Here is a 23,991-nt window from a genome sequence, read left to right as displayed (position 1 = left end):
TATACACCACCGTCAATAATACGGGGGCCAAAAGGCCCCCGTTGATTTATTGCGTCTTATCGTTATGCCGTCCAGCCGCGGTTACAGCGCTTTCAGGATTGCCTCAACACTTTCTTTGGCATCGCCAAACAGCATCTGAGTATTCTCTTTAAAGAACAAGGGGTTCTGTACACCAGCATAACCGGTATTCATCGAACGCTTAAAGACTATCACGTTCTGCGCTTTCCACACTTCCAATACCGGCATTCCGGCAATCGGGCTATGCGGGTCTTCCTGCGCAGCCGGGTTAACCGTGTCATTCGCGCCAATCACCAGCACCGTATCGGTATCAGAAAAATCATCATTGATTTCATCCATTTCCAGCACCACGTCATACGGCACTTTGGCTTCTGCCAGCAACACGTTCATGTGCCCCGGCAAACGCCCCGCCACCGGATGAATACCAAAGCGGACGTTGATCCCGCGCGCGCGCAGCTTGGCGGTAATGTCATGCACCGGATACTGCGCCTGAGCAACCGCCATACCGTACCCCGGAGTGATGATAACCGAGCTTGAATTTTTCAGCAGTTCAGCCACTTCTTCAGCCGAGGTTTCACGGTGCTCGCCCACTTCCTCATCTGCTCCCGACGATGAACCGTCAGTGCCAAACCCACCGGCAATTACACTGATAAACGAACGGTTCATCGCTTTACACATAATGTAAGAGAGGATTGCCCCCGATGACCCGACCAGTGCACCGGTAACAATCAACAGATCGTTACTCAGCATAAAGCCTGCGGCAGCAGCGGCCCAGCCAGAATAGGAGTTGAGCATCGAAACCACAACCGGCATATCGGCTCCGCCAATTGATGCGACCAGATGCCAGCCAAAGGCCAGAGCAATCAGCGTCATCAGCAGCAGTGCAAACACCTGCATCCCGGCGCTGTGGGCTTTGACAAACACCAGCAGTAGCAGAAATGACAGCACTAATGCAGCCAGATTCATCTTGTGACGATTAGGTAACATCAGCGGTTTGGATGACATCACGCCACGCAGCTTACCAAATGCGACTATCGAGCCTGTGAACGTCACCGCACCGATAAAAATGCCCAGAAACACTTCGGTCAGGTGAATGTTTTCCATCACCCGATCGGTTATCTCACCCTCGCCAATAAAGCTATTAAACCCAACTAAAACAGCCGCAAACCCGACAAAACTGTGCAGGATTGCCACCAGTTCTGGCATTTCGGTCATTTCAACTTTACGCGCCAGGTGGATGCCGATGGCCCCACCAATGACCATCGCAGCGATAATCCAGCCTACGTTACCGGCATTCGGCCCGAGGATGGTGGCTAATAGCGCAATCGCCATCCCGCTGATACCGAAAATGTTCCCCTGACGTGAGGTTTCATGTTTGGATAAGCCAGCCAGGCTGAAAATAAATAAAATTGCGGCAACAATATACGCTGCCGTCACTAATCCTCCAGACATCAGCTACCCCTTAATTTTTGCGGAACATTTTCAGCATGCGCTGAGTGACGGTGAATCCGCCGAAAATATTAATACTGGCAATCAACACGGCAATGAACGAGAAAAATGACACCCATCCGCCATGCCCAATCTGCAACAACGCCCCTACAACGATAATGCCGGAAATCGCATTGGTAACAGACATCAAGGGGGTATGTAGCGCATGACTCACGTTCCACACCACGTAATACCCCACCACGCATGACAACGCAAAAACAGTGAAGTGTGACAGGAACTCTTTCGGTGCCACATTCGCCAGCCAGCCAAACAGCACAATCGCAAGTGCGATAAAAATAACCTTCCGCCACGGCGATACCGGCTGACTTTCCGGTTTTGCCACACTGGCGGCCGGTTTAGCCTGCTGAGGCTGGGCTGATACCTGAATGGGCGGCGCAGGCCAGGTAATGTCACCATCACGAATAACGGTAACGCCACGAATCACCGTATCGTCAAAATCGATATTGATCTGGCCATCCTTCTCTTTGCACAGTAATTTCAGCAAGTTAACCAGGTTGGTCCCATAAAGCTGTGACGATTGGGTCGGCAGGCGGCTGGGTAAATCGGTATAACCGATAATTTTCACACCATTGTCTGTGACCGTAACCTGGTCTGCCACCGTCAGCTCACAGTTACCACCGGTTTGCGCGGCCAGGTCAACAATCACACTGCCAGGCTTCATGCTGCGTACCATCTCAGCGGTAATCAGCTTCGGTGCTGGTTTTCCGGGGATGAGTGCCGTAGTAACAATAATGTCAACATCTTTGGCCTGTGCAGCAAACAGTGCCATTTCTGCCTTGATAAAGGCTTCTGACATCACTTTGGCGTAGCCATCTCCGCTGCCCGCTTCTTCCTCGAACGCCAGCTCAAGGAACTCTGCGCCCATGCTCTTCACCTGCTCTTTAACTTCCGGGCGGGTGTCAAACGCGCGCACGATAGCCCCGAGGCTACCTGCGGCACCAATGGCTGCAAGACCTGCAACACCGGCCCCGATAATCAGTACTTTAGCAGGCGGCACTTTCCCGGCAGCCGTTATCTGACCGGTAAAGAAACGGCCAAACTCATGAGCCGCTTCAACAATCGCCCGATATCCGGCGATATTCGCCATTGAACTCAAGGCATCCATCGATTGTGCGCGGGAAATACGTGGTACTGCATCCATGGCCAACACCGTAACCTGCCTTGCCGCCAGAGCATCGAGCAATGTCGGATTCTGGGCAGGCCAGATAAAGCTGATAACGGTGCTGCCCGCTCGGGTCAGCGCCACTTCATCATCCAGCGGCGCATTGACTTTGAGCACAATATCACTCTGCCAGACCGCCGAGGTATCGAGAATGGTCGCCCCCGCCTGTTCATAGGCAGCGTCGTCAAAACTGGCTAGTTTGCCAGCGCCACTTTCAATGCCGACCTCGAATCCCAGTTTCAGCAGCTGCTCCACCGTTTTTGGCGTGGCTGCGACACGGGCTTCATTGGCCAACCTCTCTCTTGGTACACCAATACGCATTATGAATCCCTTTTCGTTGTCACGAAGGTTTTATATTTGAACTATATCAATCACTTGAAAGAACTTACCGCGTTATCCAGCACCCATGGCAACCGTAGCAAGTTCATTTATAACCTACTTAAAATGGAATTAATGATCCACTGTTAAAACCATTAAGTTCTAAAAGCAGCGTGATGACCGTTCCTCATAGCAATTTTTGGTTAAAAATTGCCGCTAAAGTTATTTTTTTTAGCATTATTGCCACCACAATATTTCGGCGTACTTCACAAAAAGTCAGTGTTAATGCTTTGTTAAAGTCAGTGATCTTGATAAATATCGTTTATGAAATGAATTTCAGTATTAATGGTTATTATCTTCACTTTTCTTTTCCCGTTGCCAGCTTGCCCTCGCCTTACAGGATTTAACTTAAAATGCAGAGGCATAACACCAGTTTCCATGCCATAATCAGCGGCTACTACAGAAAACGGCTTGGTACGTATTTACCCGAACTGCGTCAGGTGAAAGGATTTTTTATGAAGCTGAAGACCCGCGTTGTTGCCTCCACTCTTTTATCAATAGTCGCGTTTTCATCGCAGGCTGCACAGGAATTGACGCCTGAAAAAGCGCAGTCTCTACAGCCTTTTGAGCGTATGACTTTTTTAGGCCGCTATGACGCGATTTATGAAGCGGCTGCCGATGCCTCTAAAAAAGCCGATGCGCGTGGTGCCGCGGCGTTTTACATCCAGAGCACCTCGGAAGTGAATGGTGGTCGCTGGCAAGTCACGGTCGATCTCTACAAAAAAGATGCGCCAGCGGCAGTGAAAGACACGTCATACCGTAGATTCAGCGGCGTTAAAGAGCTGCCCAAAGACGAAGCGGTGCGGCTGGAGCCATATGACACCGTAACCGTGACCGGCTCTTTTGGTAATCAGCCCGAAGTCAATGAAGCGATTGGTAAAGCGGCAAAAGCAAAAGCAGCAGATGCGTTTTTTATCGCCCGCCAGGTGGACATCAACTCCAGCGGTGCCACGCAATCTATTACTGCGTTTGTGTACAAGAAAGACGCTCCCAAGCGTCAGGTGCAAAGCCCGGATGCCATCCCGGCTAACTCAGAAGCCGGTAAAGCAGCGCTGGCCGCTGGCGGAGAGGCTGCTGCAAAAGTGGAAATTCCAGGGATAGCCACCTCTTCAAGCCTGAGTGATAAAGTGGGGAATTTCTTCCAGACCCAGTCCTCCACTGTTGGCTCACGTTACACTGTCACGATGGCCGACGGCACCACTATTCAGGAGCTGAATAACGCGACCGCTGCACAAATGGCACCGTTTGACGCCATTACGTTGCGTGGCAGCTTTAACAGCCCGACCGATATTTCAGAAGCCGTTGCTAAACAGGCTTACAAGAAAGGGGCCAAGTTCTACCACATTACCAGAGAGTGGCAGGAAAAAGGCGACCACTACACCATTGGTGCAGATTTATACAAGTAATACCCGCAACCCGCGTGATTGCAATGAGTACAAAAAAACCGCCATTAACCGGCGGTTTTTTTATTCATCCCCCTCAGTCACTGTACTGAGTGATAAGGGGTACTATCATCAACAACGGGTATCGAGCTCGGGAAAGCTTTTCACCAGTTCATCAATCGCTTTCATCTGCACCAGGAAAGGTTCCAGCTTATCAAGCGGCAGTGCAGAAGGGCCATCGCATTTGGCACTGTTCGGCTCTGGATGCGCTTCAATAAACAAACCCGCTATCCCTACCGCCATACCAGCACGGGCTAATTCTGCAACCTGTGCACGACGACCACCGGATGCGGCACCAAACGGATCGCGGCATTGCAGGGCATGCGTGACGTCAAAAATGACCGGCGCACCCTGTGACACCTGTTTCATGACGTTAAAACCGAGCATATCGACAACCAGATTGTCATAGCCAAAGTTACTGCCGCGATCGCATAAAATTGACCTGCTCGTTGCCCCTTCGCGGAATTTGTCCACGATATTGCCAACCTGGCCCGGGCTGATGAACTGCGGTTTTTTGATATTGATGACAGCCCCTGTCTTCGCCATGGCTTCAACCAGATCGGTCTGGCGGGCAAGGAACGCGGGTAGCTGAATCACATCCACCACTTCAGACACCGGCTGAGCCTGCTGCGGCTCATGCACATCGGTAATGATCTTGACGCCAAACGTCTGTTTTAGCTCCTGAAAAATCTTCATCCCCTCTTCCAGCCCCGGCCCACGGTAGGAGTGGATAGACGAACGGTTGGCTTTGTCGAAGGAGGCTTTGAAAACATAAGGGATGCCCAATTTTTGTGTCACAGTGACATAATGCTCGCAAATTCGCATCGCCAGTTCGCGAGACTCAAGCACATTCATGCCACCAAACAACACAAACGGCAGATGGTTGGCAACCGGGATATCCCCGATGTTAACCACTTTATTGCTCATAAATTTACCTTATTGTCGGATAAATCAGATGACTGGGTCACGCGCCCCAATCTCATGCCGCACCATCCATCTAGTGCAGCACAATCTGTTTTTGCTCAATGGAGTGGATCTGAACCTTAATCATTTCACTGACCGGGTCTTCCGGGCACTGTTCAACGAAGTAGCTCAAATCAGAGAGTGCGATATGATCGCAATCCAGTTGCGCATAAATCAAACCACGATCGCGGATTTCATACGGATCTTCCGGGTCAAACTGCAATATGGCTTCGCAGGCCCGGAGCGCCAGCTCCATCTGTTTTTCTTCCATCAACGCAATTTTAAGCGTGTCGAGCAGCTTGCGGACTATCATCACGTTTTCGGCTTCATCCAGGTCACTGTCCATCAGCCTTGCCGATAAACCGAGATTCCCCTTCAGCCAGACTTCCAGCACATGCTCACTGAGGGTATCGCCGTTGAGCGGGTTAATCAGCCACATCTCATCATCGAGCCAGTCGGCGCGCAAGATCAACTGAGTCGGGAAAATCACGGGCATTAATGGCAGCTCAAGTTGATGAGCGATATGCAAAAAGATGATCCCGAGCGAAACCGGCATTCCCTGACGTGTCGCCAGCACTTTATCCAGCCATAACACATCAGACAACCGATAGACACCGTTGGCCCCGCCAAATCCCCAGGTACGGAAAAACAGTTCAATCAGCTGTTCCAGTTGCTGATCCTGGTGCAGATCGCTCGAAATGCTCGCTCGCGCTTCATCAACTAATCGTTGCAGATGCTGTTTGACATCCTGGGTGGCAAAATCACGGCGTATTGACTGGGAAACCAGCATCACCCCTTCACTTAGCGGTGACTGGTTAAATTCAAAATCGGCAATAGAACTCATAGTGATTCCATCAGCAAAAATAACATCGGCAGCGAGCCTGAATACGTGCCAGTCTGCCTGCACTCATCTGCGTATGCGGTCTGTCAGGCGAGTCAGATAATAATGCCAAACCCGCGCGTCGTCAGCAGTCACATTAATCCAGACGAAGGATAAATAGCGCTAATCATGGCTAACGTGATCCGGCGCAAGACGCTGAGGCCATTGTCCCAGTGTCACCCGCTCATTGCCACCATAATCACGCTGGGTTTGAATGGCCTCAAATCCGGCGAGTTGCAACAGTTCGCGCACGGCTGCCCCCTGCTGCCAGCCGTGCTCCAGCAGCAGCCAGCCTGCGGGTAACAGAAACGTACCTGCCTGTTGCGTAATCGTACGCAAATCGGCCAATCCCTGATCGTCGGCAATCAAGGCACTGGACGGCTCAAATCGCACATCGCCACAGGATAAATGCGGGTCACGTTCATCGATATAGGGGGGGTTGCTGACAATCAGTGAGAATTGCTGACCACGTAATGCGCAGAACCAGTCGCTGGGCAAAAACCGGGCATTGCGGATATTCAACCGCTCAGCATTATGCTGCGCCAGTGCCACTGCATCAGGCTGAAAATCAACCCCCGTCAGTTGGCAGTCCGGGCGTTCGTGCGCAATCGCCAGCGCAATAGCTCCGGTACCCGTCCCTAAATCCAGCACGTTTGCGGCATACGCAGGCAGGCGCAACAACGCCTGTTCCACCAGACACTCGGTGTCTGGCCGCGGGATAAGCGTTACCGGTGACACCGCCAGCGGCAGTGACCAAAACTCTCTTATACCGGTCAGATACGCAATCGGTTCCCCGTTGATACGGCGGGATAGCAGGATCTCGGCTTGCTGCAATTCGCTCACACCGAGTGGCGTTTCACCAAACGCCAGCAAGAAGGTACGGCTCTTGCCCGTTACCTGGCCCAGTAAAATTTCCGCATCACGCTTTGGGCTGTCACTGCCTTGCAAACGGCTCACCGCCTGTTGCAGCCACTCCTGATAACTCATTGATCCTGCTCGGCCAGAGCCGCCAGCTGATCGGCCTGATACTCCTGCACAATCGGCTGAATCAGCATATCCAACTTACCTTCAATCGCTTCATCCAGCCGGTAGAGCGTTAGGTTAATGCGGTGATCGGTCACTCGGCCCTGGGGAAAATTGTAGGTACGAATACGGTCAGAACGATCGCCACTGCCTAACAGATTGCGTCGGGTTGAAGCCTCTTCCTGATGGCGTTTTTGCATTTCAGCCGCACGGATACGGGCCGCCAATACCGACAATGCTTTCGCCTTGTTTTTGTGCTGGGAACGTTCATCCTGACACTCCACCACAATGCCGGTCGGCAAATGGGTAATACGGATGGCCGAATCCGTGGTGTTAACATGCTGACCACCCGCCCCAGACGAGCGGAAAGTATCGATTTTCAGATCGCCGGGGTTGATATCCGGTAATTCAGCCTCTGGCACTTCCGGCATCACCGCAACCGTACATGCTGAGGTGTGAATGCGCCCCTGAGATTCCGTGGCAGGCACACGCTGCACCCGATGACCACCTGACTCAAACTTAAGCTGGCCATAGGCTCCGTCACCCACGACCTTGGCAATCATCTCTTTGTAACCACCGTGCTCACCGTCACTGGCGCTCATGACCTCAATTTTCCAGCGGCGGGACTCAGCGTAACGGCTGTACATACGAAATAAATCACCCGCAAACAGCGCTGCTTCATCACCACCGGTACCGGCACGAATTTCAAGGAAGCACCCACGCTCATCGTCCGGGTCTTTTGGTAACAGCAGAACCTGTAACTGTTGTTCCAGCTCATCACTGGCGGCTCTGGCGGCTTTTAGCTCTTCTTGCGCCATGTCGCGCATTTCAGGGTCATCCAGCATCAGCGTAGCAGTTTCAAGATCGTCTTGAGTCTGCTGCCAGCGCCGAAAGCACTGGGTAATATCAGTCAGTTGCGCATACTCGCGAGATAGCGCCCGAAAGCGGTCCATATCAGCAATAACACTGGGCTCTCCCAGTAACGCCTGTACCTCTTCATGGCGCTCTTGTAACGCTTCCAGTTTAGCAACAATAGAAGGCTTCATGCGGGCAGTTCAATCCTGTAGTGAATCATTAAGGGGGAAGAAGGATGCTAGTTCAGGCCGAGGCTGTCACGTAAAATCTGCAAACGTTCCAGATCGCCGTCACGCGCGGCTTGCTGTAGCGCGCGGGTGGGTGAGTGAATCAGTCGATTCGTCAGTCGATGAGTCAGTTCCTGCACAATGGCCTCAACATCGCCACCGTTACGTATTGCCGCCACCGCTTTGGCCGTCATCTCCTCGCGCAGGCTGTCAGCCTGGTCACGATAATCACGAATAGTATCGACCACCGACTGGGCCCGCAGCCACGCCATAAATTCCGAGCACTCTTGCTCAACAATCGATTCCGCCTGCACGGCAGCCGCTTTTCGCTGAGCCAGGTTATGCGCAATAATCGCCTGTAGATCGTCAACACTGTAGAGATAAATATTCGGCAAACGCCCGACTTCAGGTTCAATATCACGCGGCACGGCGATATCAACCATCAGCATAGGCTGGTTGCGCCGGGCCTTCATGGTACGTTCCATCATCCCTTTACCGATGATAGGCAAGGTACTGGCGGTAGAACTGATGACAATATCTGCCTGCGGCAGGCTGGCATCCAGTTCAGCCAGCGTAATGACTTCCGCCCCTACCTCATCTGCCAGCGCCTGGGCTCGCTCACGGGTACGGTTGGCTATCACCATGCGTTTCACGCGATGTTCTCGCAAGTGGCGAGACACCAGCTCAATGGTCTCTCCGGCACCAACCAGCAACACACTCACATCGGACAAGGATTCAAAAATCTGGCGCGCCAGCGTACAGGCGGCAAAGGCCACCGACACTGCGCTGGCTCCGATATCCGTTTCAGTGCGTACCCGTTTGGCTACGGTGAACGATTTTTGGAACAACCGTTCCAGATCGCCAGACAGCGAACGCTCACGCTGCGAATCGGCAAACGCTTTTTTTACCTGACCCAGAATTTGAGGCTCACCCAGAACCAGCGAATCCAGACCGCTGGCAACGCGCATCAGGTGGCTGACGGCCGCATTGTCTTCATGCCAGTAGAGGTTTTTACGAATTTCATCAGGATGTAGCTGATGATAGTCACATAACCAGGCTATCAACTGCTCATGACGATTTTCCTGCTCGTCCACACTCAGGTAGAGTTCGGTACGGTTGCAGGTGGATAACACCACGCCGCCCTGCACCAAGGGTTGCTGTAACAGACTGTGCAGCGCCTGCCCCTGCTGTTCTGGCGAAAACGCCACGCGTTCCCTCAGCGACACAGGAGCGGTTTTATGATTGATGCCAAGCGCGAGCAGGGTCATGATTCGCAGAGTAATCCCGGTGTTAGTATGGGTTTCATCTGATGGGCATTCTACTTCAAGCCTGCGTGCAATAAAAGTAACCCCGGTAGACCCTCTTCACACCCTTATCGCCTTATCCTGGATACATCAAGGATTGACGCTGCCGCCCAACCCCGTTAGCGTGACGCCTTGTTTGCCCCCATGATGCCTGAAACAGGATTTTTTCAACATGCTCAAAAACCCCGCCCGAGCCTTGCGATTACTGCCTTTAGCAAGCGTGTTACTGACAGCCTGTACCCTGACACAGCCCACTGCACCCGGCCAAAAAGCCACCTCGCCACAGTGGCTGGCTCACGAGCAAAACGTACAAAATCTGAGTCATTACCAGACCCGTGGTTCATTTGCCTATATTTCTGATAGGAAAAAGCTTTATGCGCGTTTCTTTTGGCAGCAGCCCTCGCCACAGCGCTATCGGTTGCTGTTAAGCAACCCGCTTGGTGGCACCGAGCTGGAATTACAGGCGAGCCCCGATCTGGTGCAAATTACCGATAATCAAGGTAAACGCTACATGGGTAAGAACGCCCAACTGATGGTACAACAGCTCACCGGCATGGCTATCCCGCTCGATAACCTGCGTCAATGGATGCTGGGGCTACCCGGTAATGCGCAGGACTTCGAGCTCGATGAGAATGCACGGTTACGCCATGTTAATTACCAGCAAGGTGACCAGCACTGGAGCGTTGACTATTTCTCATACACTGACGACCCGCTACCGTTGCCACAGAGCCTGGAACTGACACAGGGCGAACAGCGCATCAAACTGAAAATGGATAACTGGACAACCCAATAACGGCGGCGAATACCGAGAATCATGATAGCGAGAACACCGATAGCGATATCAGACGCTGATATCGCAACGTCCTCTACCGTTTGGCCCTCACCGGCCAAACTTAACCTGTTTTTATATATCACGGGCCGCCGCGCCGACGGCTACCACAACCTGCAAACGCTGTTTCAGTTTCTGGATTATGGTGACACTGTCACGTTAACTCTGCGCCAGGATAACCAGATAGTGCTACAAACCCCACTGCCTGATGTACCTGATGACAATAATCTGGCCGTGCGGGCAGCGCGCTTATTGCAACAACATTGTCAGCAAGCAGGTTTGCCGTTCAGCGGCACCGATATCGCCATCGAAAAATGCTTACCGATGGGCGGCGGGCTTGGCGGTGGTTCATCAAACGCAGCGACGGTACTGGTCGCACTCAATCATCTTTGGGGCAGCCAGGTATCGGTCAAGGCATTGGCCGCATTGGGGTTAACCCTCGGTGCCGATGTGCCGGTGTTTATCCACGGCCATTCGGCCTTTGCCGAAGGGGTTGGCGAGCAACTCGTGCCCGCTTACCCGCCAGAAAAATGGTATCTGGTGGTTCACCCGGGTGTCCATATTCCTACCCCGCTTATCTTTGCCGACCCAGATTTAACGCGAGATACCCCAATAAGGCCACTGTCACACTTATTGACACAAACTTTCCGCAATGATTGTGAGTCTGTCGCAAGAAAACGTTTTCGTAAGGTTGAACAGCTACTTTTATGGCTGTTAGAATACGCACCGGCGCGCCTGACCGGCACTGGCGCTTGCGTGTTCGCCGAGTTCGACACCGAGCACGCCGCCCGTCAGGTGCTAAACCGGGTCCCGGAAGGACAGTTCGGCTTTGTGGCTCGAGGTGTGAATGTTTCTCCGCTGCAACAATGCCTTTCCGGGCAATTTAAGGGTTGCTAAAAAACCACTACCCACCGTGGTGTTTTAACGATCTTTTTCATACACCCGTATGTATATTCTGTTTGCGGTACAACACACGGCTTCCGCAGGCAGAATATTTCTCTGGACGCAAGCTTGAGGTTCTTCTCGTGCCTGATATGAAGCTTTTTGCTGGTAACGCAATACCGGAACTAGCACAACGTATTGCCAACCGTTTGTACACCAGTCTGGGCGATGCTGCCGTAGGTCGTTTTAGTGACGGCGAAGTCAGCGTACAAATCAACGAAAATGTACGCGGTGGTGATATTTTCATCATCCAATCTACCTGTGCTCCCACCAATGATAATCTGATGGAGCTGGTGGTCATGGTTGATGCCCTGCGCCGCGCTTCCGCAGGACGTATTACTGCTGTTATTCCCTACTTTGGCTACGCCCGACAGGACCGCCGTGTGCGCTCCGCCCGTGTGCCAATCACGGCCAAAGTCGTGGCGGATTTTCTCTCCAGCGTCGGCGTTGACCGTGTGCTGACGGTCGATCTGCATGCTGAACAGATTCAGGGCTTCTTTGATGTCCCGGTAGATAACGTGTTTGGTAGCCCGATTCTGCTTGAAGATATGTTACAGCAGAATCTGGATAACCCGATTGTGGTTTCCCCGGATATCGGTGGCGTGGTACGTGCCCGCGCGATTGCCAAGTTACTCAATGACACCGACATGGCGATTATCGACAAGCGTCGCCCGCGTGCCAATGTTTCTCAGGTCATGCACATCATTGGGGACGTTGCTGGCCGCGACTGTATTCTGGTTGATGATATGATTGATACCGGTGGCACGTTGTGTAAAGCGGCAGAGGCGCTAAAAGAGCGTGGCGCAAAACGTGTGTTTGCTTACGCCACCCACCCGATTTTCTCTGGCAACGCTTACGAGAACATCAAGAACTCGGTCATTGATGAAGTGATTGTCTGCGATACTATTCCGCTGTCGGAAAACATTAAATCCCTGCCGAACGTACGTACCCTGACGCTCTCGGGCATGCTGGCTGAGGCGATTCGTCGCATCAGTAACGAAGAATCCATTTCTGCTATGTTTGAGCATTAATTCTTCACAGAAACGAGCATCCCACGCCACCACGGTCAATCCCCTGGTGGCGTATTTTTATCTATCACCACCTGCACCACAGGTTTTTTATTTTTACCACGACACCGTTATGGATGGCGCTCACGGCGACAACGCTTATCAAAATGCTTCAGCCACCAATAGCGATCGGTCACGGACTCGCGTCCCCCGATGCGCGCCCCCGCCAGCCACAAAATTGCGCCCATAAAAATCGCAATTAACTCAACACTTTGTGCTGACCCTGGCAAGTTCAGCTCCGGCAATTGATTGGCTATTGAATACGCGATACCCGCTATCATCAGCACCATACCAAGCCCCATTAACGCATTACCAATGCGCATGGCATTTCTACGTTTCATCATTCACCTCCTGAAATTTCCCGTGAAAATACAGCGCTATCGCGTCTGCACCACACCTGCTGTTTCTCGCCGTACGAAGCAGGCTCATCCCCGGAATTGTCAAAGGTACTGATTTGTTTTACATACTATTTTATACGCCTGCGCCGCCCTGTTAGCAGCTGATTCACCGACCACCGACAGGCTTAATGATGACTAACAGTATAACCAGCCTGTTGCTATGGCTATGCGGGTAGGATCACATGTTGGTGATCAACCGCCCCTGCGTTAAACTAGCGCCCTTAAAAAATGTGTCCTGGCAGGCCGATACCTGTGTGTCACGCCTGTTAACCCCAATAATTCGAGTAAGCGGGAATCATCCGGCGCTCTGCCTTGTGAGTCGTATGAAATAATGAGTGGTATAAAACTGATTGTGGGGCTGGCCAATCCCGGCGCTGAATATGCGGCAACCCGCCACAATGCGGGTGCCTGGTACGTTGACCAGTTAGTCGAAAACTACCGACAGACCCTGAAGGAAGAGAGCAAGTTTTTTGGCTATACCGCACGGTTATCTCTGGGTGGCAACGATGTGCGACTGCTGGTACCCACCACATTTATGAACCTGAGCGGCAAAGCAGTGGCCGCCATGGCCTCTTTCTACCGTATTGAGCCTGATGAAATTCTGGTCGCACACGATGAGCTGGACCTGCCACCGGGCGTTGCCAAACTCAAACTCGGCGGGGGTCACGGTGGGCACAACGGGTTGAAAGACATCGTCAGTAAGCTCGGCAACAACCCCAATTTCCACCGTTTGCGTATCGGCATCGGCCATCCCGGCGACAAAAATAAAGTCGTCGGCTTTGTGCTTGGCAAACCACCGGCCAGTGAGCAAGGGCTTATCGACCAAGCCATTGACGAATCACTGCGCTGTACCGATATCTTGATAAAAGAAGATATGATCAAAGCCATGAACCGGTTACATGCCTTTAAGGCGTCATAGCCGTGATGCACTCTGATCGAGTTCGTCCACTATTGTGTGTATAATTGGCCTCAGGGCTATTTTTTCCATTCTGACAGGTGTTTTTGCAAACATGATGCTTTGCAAGCATCACCTGATGATTCGTGATTTCTAAGGTGACATAAACATGGGATTCAAATGCGGTATCGTTGGGCTGCCTAACGTGGGGAAATCTACGCTGTTCAACGCGCTGACCAAAGCCGGTATCGAAGCGGCCAACTTTCCGTTTTGTACTATCGAACCGAATACCGGTGTGGTTCCCATGCCGGACCTGCGCCTTGACCAGTTAGCCGAGATAGTGAAACCGCAGCGCACCGTTCCTACCACCATGGAATTTGTGGATATTGCCGGCCTGGTGAAAGGGGCTTCTAAAGGTGAGGGCTTAGGCAACCAGTTTTTGACCAACATCCGCGAAACTGAGGCGATTGGTCATGTGGTGCGCTGTTTCGAAAATGACAACATCATTCACGTCTCTGGAAAAGTTAACCCCGCTGACGATATTGATACCATTAACACCGAGTTGGCATTAGCGGACCTAGACACCTGTGAACGTGCGTTGCACCGGGTACAGAAGAAAGCCAAGGGCGGCGACAAAGACGCTAAAGTTGAGCAAGCTGCACTGGAAAAATGCCTGCCTCAGCTGGAAAAAGCGGGCATGTTGCGTGCGTTGGATCTCAGCGCAGAAGAAAAGGCCGCTATCCGCTACCTGAGCTTCCTTACGCTGAAACCGACCATGTACATTGCCAACGTTAATGAAGACGGCTTCGAGAACAACCCCTATCTGGATCAGGTGCGTGAGATCGCAGCGAAAGAAGGCTCTGTTGTTGTGCCCGTCTGCGCGGCTGTAGAATCTGACATTGCCGAACTCGATGATGAAGAGCGCGACGAATTCATGGCCGAGTTGGGTCTTGAAGAGCCTGGGCTAAACCGTGTCATTCGTGCCGGTTATACGCTGCTGAACCTGCAAACCTACTTTACGGCGGGTGTAAAAGAAGTCCGTGCCTGGACTATTCCCGTTGGAGCCACAGCCCCACAAGCCGCAGGGAAAATTCACACAGACTTCGAAAAAGGGTTTATTCGCGCGCAAACCATCGCCTTTGATGATTTCATCACCTACAAAGGTGAACAGGGTGCCAAAGAAGCCGGTAAAATGCGCTCAGAAGGCAAAGAATATATCGTTAAAGATGGCGATATTATGAACTTCTTGTTCAACGTCTAAATAAAATTTGTTGTCTCATGAGGTTTCATGAATATCTCATGTAGATCACAAAACCCTCTAAAATCCACGCAATGGCGTGGATTTTTCGTTTTATAGCGCCTCAGATTATATCGTGGGAACACAGCCAAAATAGAGTGCAGCAGCCCGTATAATTAAGCCTCCGGCTTCATTTCAGGCGGGCATAATAACGGTGTAAGAAACAGACAAAACATCGCTTCATGGCGTTGCTCCAGCTACAACAAACTCAGCTAATTAATTACCCACACGGCAATAACTGCTTGATTAATTAGCCGATTAAGGCGGTCGGGAAATTTTTAACGTAAGCCTGCTTATTATTACATGCAGAAAAAATAATTATAGCGGGCGTTGTCGTTGAGCATCATCGCCAATTGTCGGCCAAAGCGTTTTACTCGTTACGTGATATTCTCATACCGTAATTAAGAACAAGAAAATATCCATATTACTTTCAGATTGTTGTTGTTTTTCTATAATTCACGATAAGCATGAGCAGGTGGGCGAGTCATACTCATCTCGCTGGTTACGAATTCGGGCGAAGTTTCACTCTCTTTCGGGACATTACTTGGATGAGGTTCCCATGAAATCAATCAAATCTATACTGCTATTATTGCTGCTTGTCGGTCTCGCTTCTGTAATCACGCAAGGTGCTGTCAACTGGTGGTCTGGACAACAGATGCTCGCACAGGCCAACAAAATCTTCACAGCCAAGGACATCACCGCCGATATTCTGCCTCCCCCGCTGTACCTTATTGAAGCTCGTCTGACCTTATCACAAGGGCTGGATGGCTCTTTATCACCAGATGCAGCAACAAGAACGTTCGATAAACTTGCACAGGACTACGCAGCACGCGTTGAATACTGGCGCAAGGCGCAAACTTTCGGTATTGAGAAGTACCTTTTGGGCGAACAACACGATGCCGCGCTGAAATTCCTGGAAGCCGCGCGCCATAACGTACTGCAACCCTTGGTGGCAGGGAATATGGAGACAGCACGCGCTGGCTTGCCTGGCGTGCAGAAGCTCTATGAAGCTCACCGTGCCGCGGTGGACAAAACCGTTGAGGTTTCCAATGCCTTCGCTGAAAAGAACATGGCAGCCTTTAATGCTATCGAGACATCAAACTCTACAGCCAGTATGGGCGTTCTGGTCGGCGCGCTATGCGCGTGTGTGGCGCTCTACGTCGGTGCCCGCCGTCGTCTGCTCACCGCGGTCTCTTCACCTTTGTTGAATGCCTGCGAGGCCGCACAGAAGATTGCCGAAGGCGACTTAACGTGCACTATCCAGGTGCATGGCCGCGACGAAGCCAAATTGATGCTCAGGGCATTGGCAGACATGAAGAATAGTCTCCAGAGCATTGTCGCTATGGTACGCGACAGCTCCGACTCTATATTCACCGATTCAACGTTGATGTCCGCCGATTATGCCGATCTCAGCAAGCGCACAGAAGAGCAGGCCTCCAGATTGCAACAAACCACAGCGTCAATGATACAGATTCGCTCGGCAGTACAAAAGAATGCCGAGACAGCCGAGCAAGCCACTATGCTGGCATCGTCAACGAGTCAAGCGGTGCAACAAGGTGGTGCCGTGATGCACCAGGTCATTTCAACCATGCAAGACATCACTACCAGCGCCCATAAGATAACTGACATTATTGCAATAATTGACGGCATTGCCTTCCAGACTAACATCCTTGCCCTGAATGCTGCGGTTGAAGCCGCACGGGCCGGTGAACAGGGCCGAGGCTTTGCGGTTGTCGCAGGTGAAGTCCGCTCACTGGCACAACGCAGCGCCGAGGCGGCAAAAGAGATAAAAACGTTGATTAGCGCCAGCATAGAGAAAGTTGAAAACGGTTCGCGGCAAGTCGAAAATGCCGGAGCCTCGATGGAGGGCATAGTAGAACAGGTACACAAAGTCTCCGATTTCATAACAGACATCAGTTCCACAGCGAAGGAGCAGGTTTCCTCCATTGGCCACATCGCTGATGCCGTCGGGCAACTCGACCTGGTGACACAGCAAAACGCATCTCTGGTTGAAAAAGGCGTCTCTACCTCTAAAAACCTCACCTACCAGTCACAATTGCTTGCAGAACTCGTGGGCAGATTCCGGGCGGAAAACGATGTTACGCAAGCGAGCCTAACCACTTTGTAGTATACCGCCATCGCACGCAAACCATCCCCACCCCATCCTCCCTGGCGTGGATGGGGTGGGGTTATATGCTTAATAGCAGAGTTATCTACATTCACTCATAACGAAGCCTTGTTGTTCTTTCATGATCATGTGCTGAAAACGGATGTGATGAAGCGCAAAGCAGGGACCGTCACCCGGTGGGGTGAACGGGGTGGGCTGCGCCCCACAGCAGGGCACATGCCCTGCCCGTCGTCTGATTACACGTAAAGAAAATACACTACGAGGATCGAGAATATTGTGTGCAAGAATTGTGAGTTTTATCCTTGGGTCAATCTGACTCAAAGACAAGATATTAATGCGTATTCTGACGACATGCACGGCGTCTATATGATTGCACATAGCGATGTTGAACCCGGCGAGAACAAAGTCAGCAACGACGCTATTATTTATATTGGTGAAACCACCTCACAAACGCTTATCCGTCGCATTAATCAGTTCGCGGTTTCAGCCTTTAATGAGAAACCCGGTCACTCCGGCGGTAATACTTTTCGCCATAAGCACTATAATACCGTCCCTCAAAACCATCTTTGGATTTCTGTTTGCCCCATTGAGTACAGAGATACCTATACATCAGCGTATATAAAATATCTTGAGCGTAAACTACTTTGGGAGTTTGTTTTTACCCACGGTAAATTACCTGAGTGTAATAAAAAATAGGGATGAAGGATGCTGGCGCTCATTTTTTGTCATTTATTTTCTCACGGACAGCACAAGGCGATTAACGCTAATGCACTGAATTATGGTAATTTATTAGCATCGGTGACACGATTGGGACGCACCGTTTTCTATTATTGAACATCTAAATGGATAGCTGAATTATTATGATAACACTTTATTACACCCCCGGTTCCTGTTCGATGGCATCGCATATTATTCTGCGCGAGTCAGAGCTGCCTTTTACCGCCATACCGGTAAACCTTGCCACGCACACGTTAGAAGATGGCAGTGATTATTATCGTATTTCCCCTTCCGGGCAGGTGCCGTTATTGATTCTGGAAGACGGCACGCTGTTAAGTGAGGGGGTAGCCATTCTGCAATATCTGGCAGACCGGGTTCCGGCGAAAGCTCTGGCACCGGAAAATGGAACATTAGGACGTTATCAATTACAGGAAGCGCTTAACCATATTAGCAGCGAGTTGCATAAAACGTTTTCCCCGCTGTTTCGCCCGACCACACATGAAAGCACGCAAGCTACCGCCCGTGAGCGTTTGCGCACATTATTTAGCCGAATCAATCAGCGCCTGAGCAGTCACCCCTGGTACTGTGGTGACACCTTTAGTGTGGCAGATGCCTACCTGTTCACCGTGACGCGTTGGGCCGCTTACGTGAACGTTGATTTGTCCGATTTAAGTGCACTGAATGCCTATATGGCGCGCGTTGCCGAGCGCCCGGCAGTCAAAGCCACACTGCTTGCAGAAAACCGCCACTGATTGCCCTCTCCCTGCGGTGCCCCCTGGCAGCGGGGAGTGTTGTCAACGCAACGCCCCTTATTTTGTCCGTCAGTTTCCATCCGCTCTCCACCGCATAATGACTGGAGCAGATTTCAGTCCCCGTGCGGATTTATTTTGCCCGCCGGTTAGCGTTGTCATTATTTTTATATCGATTAATCACATAACGACAGCAAATTAATGTCTGACAAAAATTGACATTCGACGGATTTATATCCTAAATACATCTCATCGTTCCCTCTCATTGTGTTTTGATGCTGGTTGCCAGTAAGTCTGTTGTCATGCTTTCGCCAACAGAACATTACTCTATTCACAGCAAAACACCGGGCACTCAATATCGAATACGGGCTTGCCCGTTTGCGTCAACATGATGGTTTCCCTTATGTCAGGTGTAAAAAATATCAACCTGAAACACAGAAAATAAGACAGGAGCAAATGAGATGAAAAAGATCTATTCACTGCTTGCCGGGTTCGCTCTGGCTATCAGTATGTTAAGTAGCCCGGCAACACAGGCCAAAGGCACCGCCGGTGTTTTTGATTATTACTTACTGACGTTATCCTGGTCCCCCACGTTCTGCCTGACACATGCCAGCAATGAACAGTGTACAAAAGGCTATGGATTTGTACTGCACGGCTTATGGCCGCAATACACCAGTGGTGGCTGGCCTGAGAGTTGCCCGCCAATCGCTACCCTAAACGCACAACAGCGTAAATACGGTAATACCCTGTTCCCGACCGATGCATTACTGACCCACGAATGGGAAAAACACGGCACTTGCAGTGGACTTGGCGCGACAGGATATTTGCAAGCCGCTGATAAGGCAGTGACCAGCGTGAAGATCCCGCCAAGCTTCCAGGCTCCAGCCAGCCCGCTTCAGATGACCGCAGACCAAATTCTGACCACTTTCCGTCAGAGTAACCCGTCGATTCCCAAAGATGGCATTGTGGCTATCTGTAGTGGTCCGGAGCTCTCTGAGGTGCGGGTGTGTCTTGATAAAAACCTGAATTTTCAATCCTGTGCAAAATCGGTTAAATCACAATGCCGTGACGGCAATATCCGCATACCTAACGTACGCTGATACCGTTTTCTCCTCCTCTCAAGCCTGCGCAAGCAGGCTTTTCTAAACCAATCCTCTCTGCACCCGCGTTTTCGCTTCTTTTGTAAAGATTCCTATTGAATTCATTGCGCATGTGAAATATCACTGTCATCAACGAACTTTAGCATGGCCGGCCGGACATGCCTTAATTCACTCAATGCAGGTATAACAACATGTTTTTGTTTTCGCCTCAGGACAGCACTTACACCCGCATGCTGTGCCAGTTTGAATTTCAGGCCAAGCAAGAGGGCATCACCCGACAGACCATGGCGGCGGCCGTCGTTTTTCAGGGCGGTATACTGCTGGTACGTCGCAGCGCCAGCGATCCACGGTTACCCGGACATTGGGAGATTCCAGGCGGTGGCAGAGAGCCTTGTGATCATAATCTGCTGGCTACGTTAATGCGGGAACTACAGGAAGAAACCAGCCTGCGGTTGCGTTATATCCGGCACTATCTGGGCTTTTTTGATTATCAGACGCCAGATAACGAGAAAATACGTCAGTGGAATTTTCTCGTTGATGTCATGCAAGAAGAGATAAAACTGAATGCGGATGAGCACGACGCATGGCAGATAATCCGCCACACTTCCGACATTCCGGCTGACTGGCTTATCAGTGAGGAGAGCCGCTTTGTGGTGAATGCGGCTCTCCGTATGCTGTCATAGCGTTGGCTGCCCGATAACTCAGGCAGCACGCACGGCAGGCCGTTTACACTAACTGGCCAAGTGACGCGGCATCAAACCCATTCAGGCTATCGAGCTCCTGACGGTGAACTTTGGCCGCCCATTGCGGATCGGTTATCAGTGCCCGGCCAACGGCTATCAAATCAAACTCGTCGCGCTCCATACGCTCAAGTAACTTATCAAGCCCGGCCGGGCTTGAGCCTTTACCCGCAAACGCACTGAAGAATTCATCCGACAACCCAACAGACCCGACGCTAATCGTGGCGGCTCCGGTAACTTTTTTCGCCCAACCGGCAAAGTTCAGTCCACTTTCGCCATCGATCTCTGGAAATTCCGCTTCCCAGAATCGGCGCTGTGAGCAGTGCAGTACATCCACACCGGCTTCGACCAGCGGTGCCAGCCAATCTTCCAGCGCCAGCGGCGTGGGAGCGAGACGGGCACTGTAATCCTGCTGTTTCCACTGGCTGACGCGTAAAATCAGCGGGAAGTCAGGGCCAACGGCCGCTCGTACACTTTTGACCACCTCAGCGGCAAAATGCGCACGCTGTTTAATAGTGGCTCCGCCAAACAGGTCGGTGCGCTGGTTAGTTTCTCCCCAGAAGAACTGATCGATCAGATAGCCGTGTGCGCCATGCAACTCCAGCGTATCGAACCCCAGCCGTCTGGCATCTGCCGCCGCACGCGCAAACGCCGCGATGGTGTCAGCGATGTCCTCTTCAGTCATCGCATGACCGCGCGCATTATCCGGTGCGACTAAACCTGACGGGCTTTCAATGTAGTCCGGTTGCCATTCGACGCCCTGCAATGGCACTGAACCCACATGCCATATTTGCGGCCCCATTTTGCCACCAGTGGAATGCACGTCATTAATCACCTTCTGCCAGCCGTTAAGTGCCGCCTCGCCATGAAACAGCGGAATACCGGGGTGGTTGCGCGCCCCCGAACGTTCAACAACCGTTCCTTCTGACAAAATAAGCCCTACTTCGCCTTCGGCACGACGGCGATAATAAGCGGCAATATCTTCACCAGGAATGCCTTGTGGGGCAAAGGTACGGGTCATCGGTGCCATCACGATGCGGTTTTTCAATTCCAGCGTTTTAAGTTTGAACGGACGAAACAGAACATCAACATTGGCCATATACGTCATCTCCTTGGGCATGAACCCGTGATGGTATACAATGTAAACCAAGTGTCAATCAGGCACATCAATGCTACCAGGTAGCCTTAAGGATACTGCCATGCTGAAATCTTGCTCTGCGCCCTTTTCTCATGCCAACTGCCCTAGCCGGTTTTTACTCGAACAGATCGCCGATAAATGGTCAGTGCTGGTGCTCGGCGCTCTGTGCGCAAAACCGCTGCGTTTTAACGAAATCAAACGCAGTCTCGAAGGTATTACCCAAAAAGCCCTGACGCAATGCCTGAGGAAGCTGGAGCGTAATGGTATTGTCGCACGCCGGGTACTGACCCTCTCGCCGATAGCGGTGGAATATCACATCACACCGCTCGGCCACACCCTCAAAGAGCCGTTTCAGGCGCTCTACCGCTGGACGGTGGAATACTTACCGGAGGTGGCGAAGGCGCGCGAAGCCTTTGATAACCGTCAGGAAGAACCCTTGCTGCCTGCAATAGCCGACACGCGCGTGCGAGATGCCGCCTGCTGAGGCTCATCAGGCGTTAAGACACCGTAAATGCCATCATCATGCCAGTGTCTTCGTGCTCGAGCAGATGGCAATGCGCCATGAATGCCCGCTCGCGCGGAGCCAGATGGTTAAACTGCACTAACACCTCGCTGTCTGCACCTTCGACATGCACGATGTCTTTCCAGCCACGGCGGTGCGGCGCAGGGGGTTTACCGTTCTCTGACAAAATACGAAACCGGGTGCCGTGAATATGGAACGGGTGCAGCATCATGTCGCCCTGCCCGGAAATGCGCCAGATTTCCGGCTCACCGCGTTTAACATCAAACATTGGCTGCCCCATCTGGAATGCCGCGTTATTGATTCGATTGCCTGACATGAGTAATGGCTCAGGCTGGCTCGGGTTGCCATGTGTCATTTGCCCATGATCCATCGGTGCGCCGCTGTGGTTATCCGCCATCTCGCCATGCTGCATACCGCTGTGGTTCATACTGCTGTGATCCATGCTCTGATGCGTCATTGCCATGTTGCCATGCGACATGTTCATACCCGCCATCGCCTGCATGCCGTAACGTTGCATCAACGCCTGCATCCCTAACCTGTCGAGTTGCGGGTCCATCGATAATTGCAATTGCCGGGTTTTCAGACCGGTTGTGGCAGGCAGTGCCGGTAACGTCGCCAATGTGGTCGGTAGCGCGCCCGCTGTAGGCGACAGCGTGGGTTGAATGCGCAGTAGCGGCAGCGGTTTATCAAACGGCGGTAGCATCATGCCCATTTGGGTAACCGGCAATGCTACCAGATCAAAGGCGTTGCCATCACGGGCATCCACCATCACCTCAAAGCGCTCGCCCATCAGAATGGTCAGGCTGGTCAGTGCAACCGGCTCGGCTAACAGCCCGCCATCACTGCCAATCACATACAGTGTGCGGCCATCGCTGGCTGCCATGTTCAGCGAACGGGCGTTACAGCCGTTAAGCAGTCGCAGCCGTAGCCATCCACGCGGGGCCTGATGCTGCGGGTAACGCACACCATTGGTCAGCATCAGCTCGCCAAACCAGCCCACCGCCGCTGACATCACATCGAGTTGATAGTCAATCTGGCCATCGCTGCCCAGATGTTTGTCTTGCAAAATCACCGGAATATCATCAACACCCCACTGTGAAGGCAGCGGCAGCGCCCGGCTGGCAGCATCCTGAATCAGGATAAGCCCGCCAAGACCCATCGCCACCTGCCGTCCGGTCACGCCGTGAGTGTGGGGATGAAACCATGCGGTGGCGGCCGGTTGCTCCACGCGAAACGAGGTTGTCCAGCGCGCGCCCGGCTCAATCAGCGCCTGCGGGCCGCCGTCTGCCTCCCCCGGCACCTCCAGCCCATGCCAGTGCAACGTGGCAGCTTCAGCCAAGGTATTGGTGACCGTGACCGTGACCGACTGCCCTTGCTCTAATTGCAGCGCAGGCCCAAGGAAGCCGCCGTTAATACCCCAGGTGGTGGTCGGTGCGTTCTCCACCCAGCGCATGCTGCCTGTCTGTAATGTCAACGCGATGTTCCCGCTGGCATCTGGCACCAGACGCGGCGGGATCGGTAAGGCAGGCTGCATGCCCGCCCAAGAGAAGGAACTCCACCAGGGAAAGACACTGGCAGAGCCCAATATGGCGGCCAGCTTGATAAATTCTCGACGCTGCATTTCTCTCTCCTGTACATGAAACCACGGTGTGCAGAAAAGAGCGTGCACCTTCCAGTAACGGGAAGGTCAAGCCATTGTGTGACTCA

General features: G+C 52.1%; 22 protein-coding genes. 12 read left to right on the top strand and 10 right to left on the bottom strand.

The features are described from left to right. Positions 1–81 precede the first annotated feature (81 nt). Both pntB and pntA read right to left on the bottom strand, forming a co-directional pair. The gene (gene pntB / locus DAQ1742_RS09780; protein ID WP_035341840.1) at positions 82–1,470 is read right to left on the bottom strand and encodes a Re/Si-specific NAD(P)(+) transhydrogenase subunit beta; all 1,389 of its coding nucleotides are present in this window, start codon (positions 1,468–1,470) and stop codon (positions 82–84) included. A gap of 10 nt (positions 1,471–1,480) precedes the next feature. Continuing rightward, positions 1,481–3,010: a Re/Si-specific NAD(P)(+) transhydrogenase subunit alpha gene (gene pntA / locus DAQ1742_RS09775; RefSeq protein WP_035341838.1), complete on the bottom strand. Its 1,530-nt coding sequence runs from the start codon at positions 3,008–3,010 to the stop codon at positions 1,481–1,483. Between the two features lie 512 nt (positions 3,011–3,522). Between pntA and ydgH the strand changes: the two genes are divergently transcribed. Continuing rightward, positions 3,523–4,473, top strand: a complete 951-nt coding sequence (ydgH, locus tag DAQ1742_RS09770) for a DUF1471 family protein YdgH (protein WP_035345974.1) — start codon at positions 3,523–3,525, stop codon at positions 4,471–4,473. A gap of 108 nt (positions 4,474–4,581) precedes the next feature. Here the strand turns inward: ydgH and kdsA are convergent, their stop codons facing one another. The 5 genes from kdsA to hemA form a co-directional block, all read right to left on the bottom strand. Continuing rightward, positions 4,582–5,436 carry a 3-deoxy-8-phosphooctulonate synthase gene (gene kdsA, locus DAQ1742_RS09765; protein ID WP_180706298.1) on the bottom strand — a complete coding sequence of 285 codons (855 nt, stop codon included), beginning with the start codon at positions 5,434–5,436 and terminating at the stop codon, positions 4,582–4,584. 70 nt (positions 5,437–5,506) lie between these two features. Then, positions 5,507–6,316 carry an invasion regulator SirB1 gene (gene sirB1, locus DAQ1742_RS09760; RefSeq protein WP_035341833.1) on the bottom strand — a complete coding sequence of 270 codons (810 nt, stop codon included), beginning with the start codon at positions 6,314–6,316 and terminating at the stop codon, positions 5,507–5,509. 159 nt (positions 6,317–6,475) lie between these two features. Continuing rightward, the gene (prmC, locus tag DAQ1742_RS09755) at positions 6,476–7,339 is read right to left on the bottom strand and encodes a peptide chain release factor N(5)-glutamine methyltransferase (RefSeq protein ID WP_035341830.1); all 864 of its coding nucleotides are present in this window, start codon (positions 7,337–7,339) and stop codon (positions 6,476–6,478) included. After that, entirely contained in the window at positions 7,336–8,421 is a 1,086-nt protein-coding gene (gene prfA / locus DAQ1742_RS09750; protein ID WP_035341827.1) for a peptide chain release factor 1, read from the bottom strand. Before prfA ends, prmC begins: the two co-directional genes overlap by 4 nt. 47 nt (positions 8,422–8,468) lie before the next feature. Beyond that, positions 8,469–9,725 (bottom strand): glutamyl-tRNA reductase, encoded by a 1,257-nt coding sequence (gene hemA / locus DAQ1742_RS09745; protein WP_035341824.1) that lies wholly within the window; start codon positions 9,723–9,725, stop codon positions 8,469–8,471. Between the two features lie 208 nt (positions 9,726–9,933). Here hemA and lolB point away from each other — a divergent pair, with 208 nt between their 5' ends. From lolB to prs, 3 genes are all read left to right on the top strand, one after another. Continuing rightward, a complete protein-coding gene (gene lolB, locus DAQ1742_RS09740; protein WP_035341821.1) occupies positions 9,934–10,554 on the top strand; it encodes a lipoprotein insertase outer membrane protein LolB in 621 nt (206 codons plus the stop codon). 21 nt (positions 10,555–10,575) lie between these two features. Next, positions 10,576–11,487: a 4-(cytidine 5'-diphospho)-2-C-methyl-D-erythritol kinase gene (gene ispE / locus DAQ1742_RS09735; RefSeq protein ID WP_051124042.1), complete on the top strand. Its 912-nt coding sequence runs from the start codon at positions 10,576–10,578 to the stop codon at positions 11,485–11,487. Positions 11,488–11,615: 128 nt separating this feature from the next. Then, the gene (prs, locus tag DAQ1742_RS09730) at positions 11,616–12,563 is read left to right on the top strand and encodes a ribose-phosphate diphosphokinase (RefSeq protein WP_035341818.1); all 948 of its coding nucleotides are present in this window, start codon (positions 11,616–11,618) and stop codon (positions 12,561–12,563) included. Positions 12,564–12,670: 107 nt separating this feature from the next. Here prs and ychH read toward each other — a convergent pair whose 3' ends face one another. Further along, on the bottom strand, positions 12,671–12,940 hold the full coding sequence (gene ychH / locus DAQ1742_RS09725) for a stress-induced protein YchH (protein WP_035341815.1): 270 nt from the start codon (positions 12,938–12,940) through the stop codon (positions 12,671–12,673). 388 nt (positions 12,941–13,328) lie between these two features. Here ychH and pth point away from each other — a divergent pair, with 388 nt between their 5' ends. The 7 genes from pth to DAQ1742_RS09690 all read left to right on the top strand — a co-directional run bounded on the left by pth (position 13,329) and on the right by DAQ1742_RS09690 (position 20,566). After that, positions 13,329–13,916 (top strand): aminoacyl-tRNA hydrolase, encoded by a 588-nt coding sequence (pth, locus tag DAQ1742_RS09720; protein ID WP_035341812.1) that lies wholly within the window; start codon positions 13,329–13,331, stop codon positions 13,914–13,916. Between the two features lie 145 nt (positions 13,917–14,061). Next, entirely contained in the window at positions 14,062–15,153 is a 1,092-nt protein-coding gene (ychF, locus tag DAQ1742_RS09715) for a redox-regulated ATPase YchF (protein ID WP_035341809.1), read from the top strand. 595 nt (positions 15,154–15,748) lie between these two features. Then, entirely contained in the window at positions 15,749–17,317 is a 1,569-nt protein-coding gene (locus DAQ1742_RS09710; protein ID WP_035345970.1) for a methyl-accepting chemotaxis protein, read from the top strand. A gap of 366 nt (positions 17,318–17,683) precedes the next feature. Continuing rightward, entirely contained in the window at positions 17,684–18,013 is a 330-nt protein-coding gene (locus DAQ1742_RS09705; protein WP_232046625.1) for a hypothetical protein, read from the top strand. Positions 18,014–18,177: 164 nt separating this feature from the next. Continuing rightward, a complete protein-coding gene (gstA, locus tag DAQ1742_RS09700; RefSeq protein WP_371327840.1) occupies positions 18,178–18,786 on the top strand; it encodes a glutathione transferase GstA in 609 nt (202 codons plus the stop codon). Positions 18,787–19,244: 458 nt separating this feature from the next. After that, complete coding sequence (locus DAQ1742_RS09695; protein ID WP_035341804.1) at positions 19,245–19,883, top strand: ribonuclease T2 family protein; 639 nt, start codon at positions 19,245–19,247, stop codon at positions 19,881–19,883. Between the two features lie 191 nt (positions 19,884–20,074). Then, entirely contained in the window at positions 20,075–20,566 is a 492-nt protein-coding gene (locus DAQ1742_RS09690) for an NUDIX hydrolase (RefSeq protein WP_035341802.1), read from the top strand. A 43-nt stretch (positions 20,567–20,609) separates the two neighbouring features. Here DAQ1742_RS09690 and DAQ1742_RS09685 read toward each other — a convergent pair whose 3' ends face one another. Further along, the gene (locus tag DAQ1742_RS09685; RefSeq protein ID WP_035341800.1) at positions 20,610–21,722 is read right to left on the bottom strand and encodes an NADH:flavin oxidoreductase; all 1,113 of its coding nucleotides are present in this window, start codon (positions 21,720–21,722) and stop codon (positions 20,610–20,612) included. Positions 21,723–21,822: 100 nt separating this feature from the next. Here DAQ1742_RS09685 and DAQ1742_RS09680 point away from each other — a divergent pair, with 100 nt between their 5' ends. Next, complete coding sequence (locus tag DAQ1742_RS09680; protein ID WP_232046623.1) at positions 21,823–22,245, top strand: winged helix-turn-helix transcriptional regulator; 423 nt, start codon at positions 21,823–21,825, stop codon at positions 22,243–22,245. A gap of 13 nt (positions 22,246–22,258) precedes the next feature. On the opposite strand, the gene cueO is transcribed toward DAQ1742_RS09680, so the two are convergent. Continuing rightward, on the bottom strand, positions 22,259–23,905 hold the full coding sequence (gene cueO, locus DAQ1742_RS09675) for a multicopper oxidase CueO (RefSeq protein ID WP_035341794.1): 1,647 nt from the start codon (positions 23,903–23,905) through the stop codon (positions 22,259–22,261). Between the last annotated feature and the right edge of the window lie 86 nt (positions 23,906–23,991).

Source organism: Dickeya aquatica (genome assembly GCF_900095885.1).
GTDB lineage: Bacteria > Pseudomonadota > Gammaproteobacteria > Enterobacterales > Enterobacteriaceae > Dickeya > Dickeya aquatica.
The sequence above is the reverse complement of the archived record's forward strand: the minus strand, read 5'-3'. Positions and strand labels throughout refer to the sequence as shown.